The 14,703-nt window shown below is 35.9% G+C and carries 12 protein-coding genes and 1 other annotated feature; of the genes, 8 read left to right on the top strand and 4 right to left on the bottom strand.

Translation table 11 applies throughout. The features are described from left to right. Window positions 1-767: 767 nt before the first annotated feature. Window positions 768-999: a binding site (T-box leader), on the top strand. An 85-nt stretch (window positions 1,000-1,084) separates the two neighbouring features. Next, window positions 1,085-2,446, top strand: a complete 1,362-nt coding sequence (locus tag O7776_RS17525; protein ID WP_274310538.1) for a sodium-dependent transporter — start codon at window positions 1,085-1,087, stop codon at window positions 2,444-2,446. Between the two features lie 256 nt (window positions 2,447-2,702). On the opposite strand, the gene O7776_RS17520 is transcribed toward O7776_RS17525, so the two are convergent. Further along, complete coding sequence (locus O7776_RS17520; protein WP_274308217.1) at window positions 2,703-3,164, bottom strand: nucleoside deaminase; 462 nt, start codon at window positions 3,162-3,164, stop codon at window positions 2,703-2,705. Window positions 3,165-3,623: 459 nt separating this feature from the next. On the opposite strand from O7776_RS17520, the gene O7776_RS17515 reads away from it, so the two are divergent. Both O7776_RS17515 and O7776_RS17510 read left to right on the top strand, forming a co-directional pair. Next, entirely contained in the window at window positions 3,624-4,070 is a 447-nt protein-coding gene (locus O7776_RS17515) for an SRPBCC family protein (RefSeq protein ID WP_274308216.1), read from the top strand. A gap of 186 nt (window positions 4,071-4,256) precedes the next feature. Next, window positions 4,257-5,327 (top strand): nucleotide kinase, encoded by a 1,071-nt coding sequence (locus O7776_RS17510; protein WP_274308215.1) that lies wholly within the window; start codon window positions 4,257-4,259, stop codon window positions 5,325-5,327. A 542-nt stretch (window positions 5,328-5,869) separates the two neighbouring features. Here O7776_RS17510 and O7776_RS17505 read toward each other — a convergent pair. Continuing rightward, the gene (locus O7776_RS17505) at window positions 5,870-7,072 is read right to left on the bottom strand and encodes an ROK family transcriptional regulator (protein WP_274308214.1); all 1,203 of its coding nucleotides are present in this window, start codon (window positions 7,070-7,072) and stop codon (window positions 5,870-5,872) included. A 21-nt stretch (window positions 7,073-7,093) separates the two neighbouring features. After that, a complete protein-coding gene (locus O7776_RS17500; RefSeq protein ID WP_274308213.1) occupies window positions 7,094-8,848 on the bottom strand; it encodes a glycoside hydrolase family 35 protein in 1,755 nt (584 codons plus the stop codon). Window positions 8,849-9,148: 300 nt separating this feature from the next. Between O7776_RS17500 and O7776_RS17495 the strand changes: the two genes are divergently transcribed. The 5 genes from O7776_RS17495 to dgoD are packed head-to-tail and all read left to right on the top strand — an operon-like array spanning window position 9,149 to window position 13,581. Further along, the gene (locus tag O7776_RS17495) at window positions 9,149-9,931 is read left to right on the top strand and encodes an SDR family NAD(P)-dependent oxidoreductase (RefSeq protein WP_274308212.1); all 783 of its coding nucleotides are present in this window, start codon (window positions 9,149-9,151) and stop codon (window positions 9,929-9,931) included. 11 nt (window positions 9,932-9,942) lie between these two features. Continuing rightward, complete coding sequence (locus tag O7776_RS17490) at window positions 9,943-10,902, top strand: sugar kinase (RefSeq protein WP_274308211.1); 960 nt, start codon at window positions 9,943-9,945, stop codon at window positions 10,900-10,902. A gap of 11 nt (window positions 10,903-10,913) precedes the next feature. Then, complete coding sequence (locus O7776_RS17485) at window positions 10,914-11,552, top strand: bifunctional 4-hydroxy-2-oxoglutarate aldolase/2-dehydro-3-deoxy-phosphogluconate aldolase (protein ID WP_274308210.1); 639 nt, start codon at window positions 10,914-10,916, stop codon at window positions 11,550-11,552. Between the two features lie 5 nt (window positions 11,553-11,557). After that, window positions 11,558-12,433 carry an SMP-30/gluconolactonase/LRE family protein gene (locus O7776_RS17480; RefSeq protein ID WP_274308209.1) on the top strand — a complete coding sequence of 292 codons (876 nt, stop codon included), beginning with the start codon at window positions 11,558-11,560 and terminating at the stop codon, window positions 12,431-12,433. Next, window positions 12,430-13,581: a galactonate dehydratase gene (dgoD, locus tag O7776_RS17475; protein WP_274308208.1), complete on the top strand. Its 1,152-nt coding sequence runs from the start codon at window positions 12,430-12,432 to the stop codon at window positions 13,579-13,581. Before O7776_RS17480 ends, dgoD begins: the two co-directional genes overlap by 4 nt. Before the next feature lie 210 nt (window positions 13,582-13,791). Here the strand turns inward: dgoD and O7776_RS17470 are convergent, their stop codons facing one another. Next, the gene (locus O7776_RS17470; RefSeq protein WP_274308207.1) at window positions 13,792-14,700 is read right to left on the bottom strand and encodes a DMT family transporter; all 909 of its coding nucleotides are present in this window, start codon (window positions 14,698-14,700) and stop codon (window positions 13,792-13,794) included. Window positions 14,701-14,703 lie beyond the last annotated feature (3 nt).

The following is a 14,703-nucleotide window of genomic DNA, read 5'->3' as shown; positions in this document are numbered from 1 at the left end:
GGGGAGAGCAGTGGAAGGAAACAATATCTCTTAAAGCTATTGAATATTGATTCCATCTTCCGCCGAAAAACCTATAGCCATAAACTCTTTCGTGTCCAACAGTCGTCAAAAAGAACCAAAAATTGTCTCCGTTTCTAAGCCACATATACGTGAAACGAAAAATACAATTATCAAGACCCCTAGGATTCTGGCCATAGAAAGGCATTTGTTCCATATTTCGCATAAGTTAAGATTTCCTCCTTTTGAAATTAGACATAATAACCAGTTTATTCTCAATGCAAAAGCTTGGGATGGATGTTTGCCCAAAATAGTATTTATGTAAGAGGATAGCAGCCACTGCCGAATCGCCAAGAAAATTCCTTGTTAAGTGACGGGTATGTAGGTATTTGCTCAGTGATTAAAAAGAACCAAGCATTTTTTAAAAACCCACTAGCAACAATGTGTTGCCACATGCACTCCGCATATTGCAAAGCGGTGGCTTAACTCATTTTAAAAGAAGATAACTAATCGTTTAGAAGACAATTACTCTAATGGGGTGTTGTCTTCTTTTTTGAAATGAATTAACTTATGGGGCAGGTTACTTCAAAAAGAAGACATTGTGTTTTTGTAACATTCTTGAGGATTTATGACATACGTTAGTAACGGTAGAAGTATGTCTTCAAAGTTAGAAAATGGACTATAACGTCCACACTAATAGTAAAACTCTGAAAAAACTCTTGACCGTAATGTGTTCTCATACTATAATTTCGTTTAATATTCTAAATAGCAAATGAGCGATGACAAGAACATATTAAGCCGGGTCTCCCTGTTGACAGAGAATCAGTGGTTGGTGGAAACTGATACATAGATTTTGGTGAATTTCATTCTTAGAGCTTTTTTTATACTTCATCATAGTGAAGAAAGTATAAAAACGGATTAAACCGTTATTTTACCAAGTAAGTGGGAAACTAGAATTATTTCCAATTAGGGTGGTACCGCGTGAACAGCCACGTCCCTATCGTTAAAGATAGAGACGTGGCTTTTTTGTCTTTTTCTTAGTTTTCTAAAGGAATATTCATAATATATATAGATTGGATTGGTAAGTATTAAAGCATCAGAGCAATGGTCATCTAAGATTGGTTTTATTTTATCAGCAGCAGGATCAGCTATTGGAGTAGGCGCAATTTGGAAGCTGCCTTATGTAACTGGCATAAGTGGAGGGGGAGCATTTTTTCTACTGTTTATCCTATTTTCATTATTCATAGGTTTTCCGCTGTTATTAGCAGAGTTTGTCATTGGTAGAAGCACGGGAAAGGAAGCAGTAAGTGCATATCGTACTATAGCTCCAAATACTAATTGGCATTGGATCGGCAAGTTAGGGGTATTCACATGTTTCCTTCTATTGTCCTTTTATAGTGTAATTGGTGGCTGGATTGTTATCTATTTTGCAAAAGGTTTGTTAGGTGGAATTATTAGTGAAGGCGCAGATTATGCATCTGTCTTTAACGACACGATTGGAAATCCCATGTTAGTTATCGGAGCTCAATTTGCATTCTTAGCCTTCACAGTTGTAGTTGTAGCAAAAGGGATTCAAAATGGAATTGAAAAAGTAAGTAAAATTTTGATGCCCGCCTTATTTATCCTATTTTTTGTACTTATCATTCGTTCACTTACACTCGATAATGCTATGGAAGGTGTGAAATTCTTCTTAGCACCTGATTTCGCAAGTATCACATCTGAAAGTATTCTGTATGCAATGGGACAGGCTTTCTTCTCCCTAAGCGTCGGTGTATCAGTAATGGTTACTTATAGTTCGTATCTTTCAAAAAAAGAAAGTTTAATTCAACCGGCTATTTCAATTGTTTCAATGAATTTATTTATCGCTTTATTAGCAGGTTTAGCAATCTTCCCGGCTGTATTTTCATTAGGTTTAGAACCTGCTGAAGGACCTGGTTTACTATTTGTTGTATTGCCTGCTGTGTTTGATCAAATCATCTTTGGAGAAGCATTTTTATTAGGATTTTTAGCTTTATTTTTATTTGCCACATTAACTTCGGCATTTTCTATGTTAGAAATTATTGTAGCTTCTTTAGTTAAAGGAAAAGAAGAGAAGAGAACAAAATATGCATATATTGTCGGTGTTTTAATATTCGCAGTTGGAGTTCCATCTGCATTATCATATAGTGTTCTTGATGATATTACCATCTTCTCAAAGAACATATTTGATTCCGCAGATTATTTAGTTAGTAATATATTAATGCCACTTGGCGTCTTTTTAATCTCTATTTTCGTACCACTTAAGATTGAGAAAAGTAAATTGCGTGAAGAAGTATTACAGCACTCTAGTTTGGGTGCTACTGCATTTAACATTTGGTTCTTTATCATGAGATATATTATTCCATTAGTAATTATCATCGTATTCCTTGATATTACTGGAATACTAGATAAAATTATTTCTATCTTTTAAATAAGAAAACTACTTGAAGAAACCCAATAAAAAGTGCTGAAGCTAGCAGAAATTCTGCTTAACTTCAGCACTTTTTGTATTTCGGGCTTACGGTAGAAATCATTTTTTTGTTGAAGTAATTGAACAATGGGGAATGTTTAGTTTAATAAAAGAAAGGGAGTCTTTAGGTCTCACTTGACACTTACTTTGAAAAGCGGACAAAAATATCCATGATATTCATAAATACCATGGATAAATATTGAAGTAACTTATAAAATTAGTGAGTAAATGTATATCCTTCGAATACTTTTAGCCCTTCAGCATTTAAAACCTGTTCAACTAAGATCGGCTTATTTGGACTTTTTTCGATAACTTCTTTACATGAAATCATTATATTACTGCCTGCAATTTCTGCTAGTTGATCATGTGAAACACTGTAAACGATTTTCCCTAAATTTGACCATACCATAGCCCCTGTACACATTACGCAAGGTTCACAGCTAGTGTATAAGGTATATTCATTAAGATCAAAAACATTGTTCTCAGAGCAATAATTGCGTATAAGTCCAATTTCAGCATGATGTGTAGGATCACAATTACTATTTATTTTATTTTCACCATACATTACAATTTCGTTATTTTTTACTAAAATAGCTCCGAAGGGTTCATTACCATCTTCTCTAGATTTTAAAGCCAATTTAATAGCTATATCCATAAATTGTTCATCTTTTTGTGTCATAAATAAAACCTCCATCTGTAACCATTATAACTAAAACTTACACAGTTTGAACCTACGAAATGAGATTGAGACACGTTGGATGAAATACATCGTCAATGAACGAATTCAAATGATAAAAGAAGATTTATCATATTCATAAAGAAAATGAATGTAAATCATAATTGACAATTAGACCCGTCTGGTAAAATAAATTTTATAAGGTAGGTTTTTAAGCGAGTGTATAATCGGACTAACCAGTGTAGCATTCTTGAGATGGGGGAGTTAGTTGAAGAACCACTTTATCCTAATTTCAACTAAGGTTGGGTCATGAAAAGATTGGCATGATCAGGAAATAATTAGAGCAACTTTTGCTAGGGTAAGCCATGCAATTCATTGATGAAAAGCACATATGCGCGGTAATTACATGAGGATAAAAGTTAATAAATAATAACTAATGCTAATAATTGGAGGTACAAAACATTGTTAATTACAAGTCAGATGGAGATTCAAGCCCCTATTGAGGTAGTTTTCTCTTACTTAGAAGATAATGATAAACAAAAAGAATGGATGACAGGATTAGAAGGAACTGAGTATTTAACGAAGTTTGATAGTAGTAATCCAGTTGGTGTTAAGTTTAAACAAAAACTAAGGGAAGGGAATCGTATTCAAGAGTATGAAGGACAAGTTACTGAGTTCAATAAAAATAATAAATTAAGTATTCAAATGAATCATCCTTCTTTCTTAATCAATGTTGCATATAACCTTCAAGAAGTTAGCCCTAATTCCAGTATTCTTTCTATTACAGAAGAAGTGACAGCTAAAACTGTTTCAGGAAAGATATTAAGTATCCTTTTTCGTGTATTTATGAAAAAAGGTTTAGAAAAACAAATGAAGGCATTGAAACAATGCGCTGAAAAACAATTGTAATGTTTGTAGCATGTTTATTTAAAGCAAAGAGCGCTTTAGGTGAAATTTAAAAACGATTCCATTAAACCTACTCACATCTATATATTTCCATGTGCACGCACACTGTAAAGGGTTGGCATGGTACGGTACCTTTTTTAGGTTATTAACATAAAAATAAGAATAATAAGGTGATGGAAGGATGACGTTTTGAGTAGTACAATTACCCATTTCTTTGGGCAGGCAATGACTGGGCAGGGTATAAAAAATGTCTATAAGGAAGTTATGAATGAAGCGAAAACCGTGTATTTTCTTAAAGGTGCACATGGATTTAAAATTTCTGAGCTACTCCAAAAACTAGGCACCTACTATCATGATCAAGGTGCAGAAATCGAATATTTTCATGACCCTTTGTTTGAACATTCAATTGAAGCGACATTTGTAAAAGCACCTTTTGCAATTTTATTTCTTGCTGCATCAAATCCAGCGATTGAACCATTAATTACTGGTGATCGGGATATTGTCATTTCTCTATATGATTGTTTGGATGAGCAAAAGGTTTCTTCAAATATGCCGATGCACTCCATAACCGAATTAAAGCAAGTATATTATGATAAATGCTTTGACTCACTTTCAAATGCCATTCACATTCACGATGATTGGGAAGTAGAGACGAGAAAAAGTATGGATTGGAATGGATTAAATCAACAGTTTGCTGATTTAACAAAGCAGCTTTTTGGAGAGAACCAATTAGAGAAGTCCGCAAAGTTAACACATCGCCTACTTGGAACATTAACACCAGCAGGGGCTCGTGATACAGTTCAAAGCATCACGCAAAATCTTGAAAAACGATTGTTCATCAAGGGCTATCCAGGTACAGGAAAGTCTTCGATGATGAAAAAATTGGCGAACGACGCTTTGCAGCGGGGATACGACGTACAGCTCGTGTGGTGTGGGTTAGACTCCAATTCAATTGATATGGTAATTTTGCCTGAATTAAAGTTTTGTATATTTGATAGCACAGAGCCACATGTTTACTTCCCGGATAAAAGCCGTTCTGGCGATGAGATTTTTGATATCGCCAAGCATTGCCATCCAACAGAAGCAGAAGAAAATAATATTAAAGAAATTGTTGCTAAATATAAAGCTTCAATAGCTGAGGCAACACGTTTCGCAAAGTTATTTGCCGAGGAAGAAAGAAAAGTTCGAGAAGCGATTGATGCTTCACTAAATATAGAGGAATTTAATAAACGAACAGCAAAATTATTTCAGACTTTGTAAGATTTAAAAAAATTAATATGTCACGATAACAATGAAATAAAAGGAAACACCTTCAGCAAGATACTCTGTCGAAGGTGTTTCCTTTTATTAAAATACAATTATTGATTTTATTAATCGAAAACATATTACAAGAATGTGACTTTGATTTTACCTGCCGCCATCATTCTCCCAACGATCAATATCCAAGTCATTGGTTGTTTCTTCAGCATTCGTTAGGCGACAAGTTCTTGCCACAATAAGCTGCCAAATTACCAAAGTTTTAATATTCATCATCCTTTTTTTAATCATTCAAATCTATTTTATGCAATGTATATAAATTAGTTGAATGGATGGGATATACGTTACTAACCCCCTAACATAAGGGGTCAATCGATATGAGCACGGAGAGTCATGCGCTTTTGATATAACGAAAGCGCAGCGACAGTCACAATGCGCAAAGTCGCAATAATTATGGCAACACGAAAAATGGATGTTTAGGAAGGGGGTGGCCTTTTCCTAAACATCCAAGTGAGGATTTATCTTAGTTTTTACTCAAACATATATCATTCGTAAGTGAGTTCATCCTCTGCAACATCGTTAAAGACATGGGAAAGTACTATGGCAATAGCTCCTTTTAATGTAGCATCATGGCCCCATCTAGAAATTTCAACATGACTATTTTTGGCTTTCCCTGTTAGCCCTTTTTCTTGAATGATTTGCTTTACGATCGGTAGTAAGTATTGTGAGGCATCCATCACTCTTCCGCCTAAGACAATACGTTCGGGATTGAACAAATGAATGAGATTAATGAGCCCAATACCAATCGCATGTCCAATTTCGTGAAAGATTTTAATGGCCTCCTCATTTCCAGAGCAGGCGAGCTGAAATACCGTGTCTCCTGTAATTTGGTCATTAAACCGTTCAAAATGAATGGAGGGGATTCGTGCCTTTGCTTTAGAAACAATTGTTTTTCCGGAAGTTAACGTTTGTAAACATCCACGATTCCCACAGTCACATATATCGCCATTCATATCAATCGTCATATGACCAATTTCACCAGCTAAGTAATCTTTGCCATAAAAAAGCTTCCCATCAACAATGATCCCAGCGCCGACACCACGTCCGATATTGAGGGTAACTAATGATTGAGGAGCGTTAGTTTTGTCAAACCAAACCTCACCCATTGCCATTGCTCTTGCATCATTTTCTACATGGATTGGCACTTGAAAATGCTCAGATAGCCTTTCTTTAATCGAGATGTTTGTTAATCCTAAATTGGGGGCAAAAATGGCCTCCCCTTCGATAGGATTTACCACACCATGCATAGCGATTCCGATGCCTAAAATGTCTTGATTAGGTTTTAGAAATGATGAGATAGTATCGATGCTTGTCGTAAGAGCTTCAATAAACAATTCGTTAGTATTGACTCCCTCTAGTGAGTAGTGGGAGCGATACAAAATTTCCCCATTTAAGTTCGACAAACTAGCTTGAATATTTTGCGAACCGGCATCTACGCCTACTACAAAATATTTATTATTAGTTAGCATAAGCATTTTCGGTTTGCGACCACCACTTGAAGTGCCAAAATCTGTTTCTTCGACAATGCCTAATGCTATTAATTCTTTTACATTGCTACTTACTGTTGGAGGAGTGATTTTGGTTTCTTTGGCAATTTGAGCTCTAGATATAGGTGCGTTTATTCTGATTTTATTAATAATAATGGATCGATTCACTGATTTCATCCATTCAAATGTACCTAGTCTCAAAATATTTCCTCCTACTATTTGTTATCCAAGGCGATGAATATCTGTAAATTGCACAGTTTGTAATTCTTCAGCGTCTAGCTCAAAAACAATGACTTCATTTGTTCCTTTACGCAAAATGCTACTTGGTACATAATACGTTTCTTGCGGACCAACAGACCAATAGCGACCTATATTAAACCCGTTGATAAAGATAACGCCTTTTCCACCTGAAGGCACCTCAATAAAAGTATCGGCTACTTCATTAAGTGTCAAAGTACCTTTATAAAAAGTAGGTTCATTTTTGCGAACCGGCTGTAGCGGATTGAATGAAAGCTGCTCTATATTTGTTAATGGTAACGTATAAATTTCCCAATCGAAAATAAACTGCCCTTTAAAGCGAACCCCTTTAACAATGCCTTTTGGATCAAACATTTTTTCGCCGTAATTTACCCGTCCTAAATTTTCTACTAATATATCTAATTGTACATCATTCTCTCCTACATGAATATCGATTTCTTGTTGATCCCAGCGAGCAATGATGCCTTTGAATTCTTGGTTAATAAAAATATGTGCACGGTCTGCCACATTGTCTATACGAATCGATCCAGCACCCATATTTTTTGGCAAAATCGTTCGATATAAAATAAAGCCGTAATCCAGATTTGCCTTTTCCATTGTTAATGGCTGTGGGCTTCGGATTGGGGTACTAAGTTGATTTAAGGCATCGAATAGTTGCGTGCTTTGAGAAAGTTGTACTGTACCATAAGCCATTTTCCTCGAGTTATCTGGTACTGGTCCAGCATCTATACCTGTATATTCTTCAATGACATTTTTTAATTTTAAATATTTTTCGGTGATATCTCCTGCTTCAGTAAGTGGGGCATCATAGTCATAGCTTGTAATTGTTGGATTGTATTTTTCGCCGCAATTTGCGCCATTGTAAAATCCAAAATTCGTCCCACCATGGAACATGTAAAAGTTCACAGAAGCGCCGTTATATAACATTTCTTTAAAGATATCTACGGCTTCATCTACATTGCGTGTATGATGGCCATTATTCCAATGATCAAACCAACCATTCCAATATTCCATGACAATATGTGGTACCGAACCAGCATGTTTTTCTAACACCTCAAAAGATTCTGCCTGGCGTGAACCGAAGTTGACAGTTGGTAAAACATCTTGAACCGTACCGCCAGTAAGCATCCAATCTGTAGGTCCATCACTTGTAAACAGTAGTACATCTACGTTTCTTTGTTGAAGTGCATCTTTTAAGTAATTTAAATATTGTTTATCGTTGCCGAAACTACCGTATTCATTTTCGATTTGTACTGCAATAATTGGCCCTCCATTAGTAGAGAGGAAAGGAACTAATTTAGGGATTAATACATCATAATAGGCATCTATTTTTTCTATAAACTTCTTATCATACGTTCGAATATTAATGTTGTGATCTTTTAATAGCCAATAAGGTAAGCCGCCAAATTCCCATTCAGCACAAATATAAGGACTAGGTCGAGCAATGACATAAAGCCCTAATGAATGAGCAATTTCAAAAAACTTTTCTACATTTGCTAAACCTTCAAAGTTATAGACACCTTCTTCAGGTTCATGCAAATTCCAAGGTAAATAGGTTTCTACAGTATTAAATCCACAAGCCTTCAGTTTTGTTAAATAATCAACCCAATCTTCAGGCATTGATCTGAAGTAATGAATCGCTCCTGAGATTAATTGTATTGGCTGTTCATTTAAAAATAGTTGTTTCCCTTTATAAGATAATAATTTTTTTGAATTCATCATTTTCGCTCCTTATTCTTTAATAGTTCCCGCTAAAATATTAGAAATAAACTGTATGCTTACAACTGAAAATATTATCTTTCTTACCATTGAACAAGTTATAAATTGATTCTCTTAAATAAATTTAATTAATTAACTTTATTTAAATAGAATGTAGCAAAATAAAAAATAGTAGTCAATTAATTAACTGAAATTTAATAATATTTCAAACAAATGCAATATTGTGTTTGATTGTTCAATAACGTTATAGTATATTCTTAATAAAATTAATTAATTAAGTTCTAAGTGAGGTGCTTTTTAATGGATATAAGAGGTCAAGTAGTTATCGTGACAGGTTCAGGGCAAGGAATTGGCAGAGGCATTGCATGGGAATATGCGAAAAGGGAAGCGATTGTTATTATTGCTGAACTGCAGGAGCAGTTAGGTATGGCGCTTGAGCAAGAACTATTGAGCGCTGGATACCGAGCAAAGTTTATACAAACAGATGTAACAAATGCATCTCAAATCGATCAATTAGTGGAACAAGTAATTGAAGAATTCGGGAAAATAGATACATTAGTGAACAATGCAGGTATTACCATATTTAAATCGATATTTGATTGCACATTAGAAGATTGGGATAAAATCATGAACACGGATTTAAGAAGTGTTTTCTTATTATCGAAAGCAGTCGGTAAGGAAATGGTGAAAAGAAAGAATGGGGCAATCATCAATATTGCTTCAAATCATGTACTAGCTACTTTACCAAATACAGAGATGTATGCTGCCGCAAAATCAGGTGTCATTGGTTTCACGAAAAGTTTGGCATTAAGCTTAGGTGATAAGGGAATAAGGGTAAATGCGATTTCCCCAGGATTTATGGATACACATCATCATAGAACTTGGCTTACACAATTTGAACAACCAGATGTTGTACAAGAACATATTAATGGATTGCATGCAACAAGAAGGATTGGTAATCCAGAGGAAGTAGGCAATATGTGTGTCTACTTATCTTCTTCACTGGCAAAGCAAATGACCGGTGCAAATATCGTCTTAGATGGTGGATTAAGCACGAGATTATATACTTCACAATACGAATAGGGGAGAACGGTTTGGAGGTCATTACATTAGGGGAGACAATGGCAGTTTTTACTGCTAGCCAAAGAGGGAAAATGCGTTATGCCTCTAGCTATAAAAGAAGCTTTGCTGGAGCAGAGTCCAACGTAGCGATAGCTTTATCTAATTTGAAAGTTCAAGTGTCATGGATTAGTCAGCTAGGAGACGATGAATTAGGGCATGCGATTTATGCATTTATGAAAGGGCATTCCGTTGATATATCAAATGTTAAATTTACGACGAAAGCCCCGACAGGCCTTATGTTGAAGGAAAATCGAAATGTAGAGATGACAAACGTTTACTATTACAGACAAAACTCTGCTTTTGCACAAATTCATAAGACACAAATTGATGAGTCATTGTTCATACAAGCGAAAATTTTGCATATTACTGGAATTACGCCATTGTTGAGTGAAAGTGCTTATGAAACCTGTATGGAATGTGTACGATTAGCAAAAAAACACCAGATGCGCATATTTTTTGATCCAAATATTCGTATGAAGTTGTTATCAAGTGACGACCAAATAGCAAAATTAAAAGAATTAGTCATGCATTGTGATTATTTTATGCCCAATGTGCATGAAGCGCAATTTCTATTCAATATTACATCTACCGATCCGAAAGTTATTCTCGATAAACTGGCTAGTGAAATAAAGGCTTTTATTATTTTAAAAGATGGCACTAGAGGTACTTATTTTTTCAGTCCAGAAGAGAGTGGATTTGTCGAAGCATTTGAAGTAGAAGAGGTGGATGCGATAGGAGCAGGCGATGCCTTTGCCGCTGGTATGATTTACAGCACGTTGCATAATGATAGTTTGAGAGACAGTGTATTGAAAGGAAATGCAATGGGCGCAATGGCTGTTATGGCTGAGGGGGATATCGAAAATTTACCGACTATAGATGAACTCGACAGATTTCTAAAGCGAATTACTGGAAATGATACTGTCTTTCGATGAGGAGTGCAAAGATGAACACGTTAGAGCATTTAAAAAAGTATCCTATTATCGCTATTTTACGGCGTTTAACACAAGAGAATTGCTTAAAAGCTGTCCAAGCGCTTTATGAAGGTGGCGTAAGGAGTGTGGAAATTACAGCTGATTCAGAAGATATTGTGTCAACAATTGGTGAAATTAAAAAACGTTACCCATCCATGAAAGTTGGTGCAGGGACAGTGCTATCAATAGACATGGCAGAGCAATTGCTTAATTGTCATGTTGATTTTATGCTATCACCTGTTGTGAATAAAGAGGTCATTCAAAAAGTTGTTTTGAATGATTGTATTATGATACCAGGTGCGTTTACCCCTACTGAAATGTTGGAAGCATATGAGGCAGGTGCACAAGTCATTAAAGTTTTTCCCGCGCATTTACTAGGTAGTAAATTTATAAAGGATTTATCAGGCCCATTACCCTTCATTCCATGTGCACCAACTGGTGGTATAGATTCCTCGAATATTTTAGAATACCTTGAAGCTGGTGCATATTGTTTAGGTGTATCAAGTGCGTTCCCCGTAAATGGAAAAACAATAGGTGATCTTGAGTATCAAGAAATTGTAAAAAAAGCGCTGGAAATAACAATGATTGTAAATGAATTCCAAAAGAGGTGAGGACAATGGAAGCCAAATTAAAAGTTAAATTACAGCAAACTTTAGGGGAAGGACCGCTTTGCGATAAAAAAGGTCAAAAAGTATATTGGACTGATATTTTAAATGGTTGCTTATATCGTTCAAACATCACAGGAGATGCAATTGAAAAGCGTAAGTTGCCATTTCATATTGGTAGTTTTGCATTTTACGAGCAAGAAGAGCGTATGCTACTAGCCACAAGTAAAGGCTTGTTTAGCTATTCTTTTGATGACCATCAATATGAACAGCTATGTGAGTCTTTCCAACTTCCTTCTCATATGAGATGTAATGACGGCAAGGTGGATCCGCATGGTGATTTTTGGTTTGGAACAATGCAATACAATCCTGTAGAGCCGCATGGTTCGATTTTCCGCTATACAAAAACAGGTCAGCTTATAGAGGAGGCACGAGGCTTTATTATTCCGAATGGTATTTCCTGGTTCAACGACACGATGTACATCGTAGATAGCGGCAAAAGGGAATTGTATACAGTACAGAAGAAAAATAATAGATATGATTGGGATAATAAAGAAGTTATTTTTTGTTTGCCAGAGGGAATGACACCTGATGGCATAACAATCGACTCGGAAGGGGATATATGGATAGCAATTTGGGGCGGTGGAAAGGTAATTCAGTTTAATCCACAACGTAGAGAAATTGTAAGTGAAATTATTGTCCCAGCACCGTATGTTACAAGCTGTTCATTTGCCGGTGAATTTTTGGATACGCTCTGGATTACTACAGCAAAAAGTGATTTAACAGAGGATCAACTACAACAATACCCGTTATCTGGAAGTGTTTTTGCTGTTCAAATGAATACAAAGGGAGCAAAAAATTCATTGTATAGAGGAGAAACGAAATGAAAATTACCCGTTTTGAATTATTTCAAGTCCCACCACGATGGCTGTTTTTGAAAATTGAAACAGATGAGGGCTTTGTAGGATGGGGAGAGCCGGTGATTGAAGGGAAGGCCCATACGGTAAAGGCAGCAGTTGAAGAATTAATGAGCCAGTTAATTGGCAAAAATCCTCTTCACATTGAGGATCATTGGAATATGATGTATCGGAGTGGATTTTACCGAGGAGGTCCTATTCTAATGAGTGCAATTGCTGGTATTGATCAGGCACTTTGGGATATTAAAGGGCATTTTTATAATGCAAGCATCCATGAGTTAATGGGAGGGGCATGCCGCTCTAAAATAAAAACATACAGCTGGATCGGTGGAGATCGTCCACAGGATTTGGTAGATGAAGCTAAAAAAGTGATGGACTTAGGGTTCACAGCAGTTAAAATGAATGCCACAGAAGAATTGCAAATAGTCGATTCATTCAAAAAGGTCGATGAGGTGGTCGAGCGCATTGGATTACTTCGAGATACATTTAAATATGACTTAGATATCGGTTTAGATTTCCATGGAAGGGTTCATAAACCGATGGCAAAAGTATTAATAAAAGAATTAGAGCAATTCAACTTATTATTTATAGAAGAGCCTGTTCTTGCTGAAAATTTAGAAGCACTAAAAGATATTACGAAAAATAGTTCGACGCCAATTGCAACCGGTGAAAGGATGTTCTCAAGATGGGACTTTAAACAAGTACTACAAGAAGGTTTTGTCGATATCATCCAGCCGGATTTATCGCATGCAGGAGGTATTACAGAAACGAAAAAAATAGCTTCGATGGCAGAAGCATATGATGTTGCTTTAGCTCCACATTGTCCGCTTGGTCCGATTGCATTGGCTAGTTGTTTACAAGTAGACGCTACTTGCTATAATGCGTTTATACAGGAGCAAAGTTTAGGGATTCATTATAATCGTGAAGGTCAGGATTTATTAGATTATTTAAAAAACCCCCAAGTGTTTCATTATGAAGCAGGCTTTATTACTATTCCTGATGGACCGGGTTTAGGTATTGAAATGAATGAGGCTTATATAAGGGAAATGGCACAACAAGGACATGATTGGAAGAACCCAATTTGGCGTCATAAAGATGGCTCTATTGCAGAGTGGTAAATGCTCTTTAAGATTCTTGAAAATAATGAGTTTATTATAAATAAAAAGAGGTGGGACAAACCCCACCTCAAAACTAAAAGCAATTCAAATTTACGCTGAGTAAAATTTGAACTGCTTTATTTTTATTTCTACTTCTTAGCTATTGTTCTCCGTTCTGGCGGACGCTTTTCTGGAGGCACTGGCTCAAGCCATAAAAAAACAAACTACTCATTAAAATTGTAGTTTGCTTTTAACATTTTTTTGCAGTAGCACTTTATCATTCACTATAACTGAAATTACAATCCCTGCCAATACGAGTACACCACCGATAATGTGATTTGACTGGATAATGGCTTGTAAAATAATCATACTCAATATCATCGTGATGATAGGCTCTAAATTTAGTAATATCGCGGCATTTGTAGAGCCAACTTCGTGTTGTTTTGCGTTCCATACAAGGTTACTCACACCATGTACGAGAATAGCTGAAATGATTAATAATAAAATGATAGGTAATTCTGCTACCTGTTTTACGGGCACTTGTGCGAAAAATAAAAAAGGGAGCAGTGCAATACAGCCTAGAAAACTTGTGAAAAAAGTGATTGTAAAACTATCAAGCTCTTTCCGTAATACATCAAGCATTACGAGGAAAATCGCAAAGCTAAGCATTGTACAAAAACTAAAAAATTCCCCGATGCCAAACTGCATGCTAGCTCCTTGTTTTGCTGAAATAATAAAGCCGACACCTATGAAAGAAATGATAGAACCGAGCCAAAACAGCCAGCTTTTTCTTTCCCCCCGCACAATGCCGTTAATAATTCCTGTAATAATGGGTGTGAGTGCTAAAATATAGGCAGCTGTAATAGGGCTCGTCGTTTCCAAACTTTTGAAAAAGCTCAAATGGTTAATGCTTACACCGAGAATAGCTGCGATGCATAGTAATAGCCATTGTTTCGGACGAATACGTGCTTTTCGTATCATAGGAAAGCCGATGACGCCTAAAAATAAACTAATACAAATTAACCGATAAATCGAGACGTGTAGTGCTGACCAATAATTGACCAGCACTGCACCTATAATAAAGTTGGATGCCCATAAACTAACACAAAAAATAAGAGTTCCATAAATTTTTAACTTCATAAA

Origin of the sequence: Solibacillus daqui (genome assembly GCF_028747805.1) — a bacterium.
Taxonomy (GTDB): domain Bacteria; phylum Bacillota; class Bacilli; order Bacillales_A; family Planococcaceae; genus Solibacillus; species Solibacillus daqui.
Note: the sequence above shows the minus strand (reverse complement) of the source record. Positions and strands in the feature narration are given on the sequence as shown.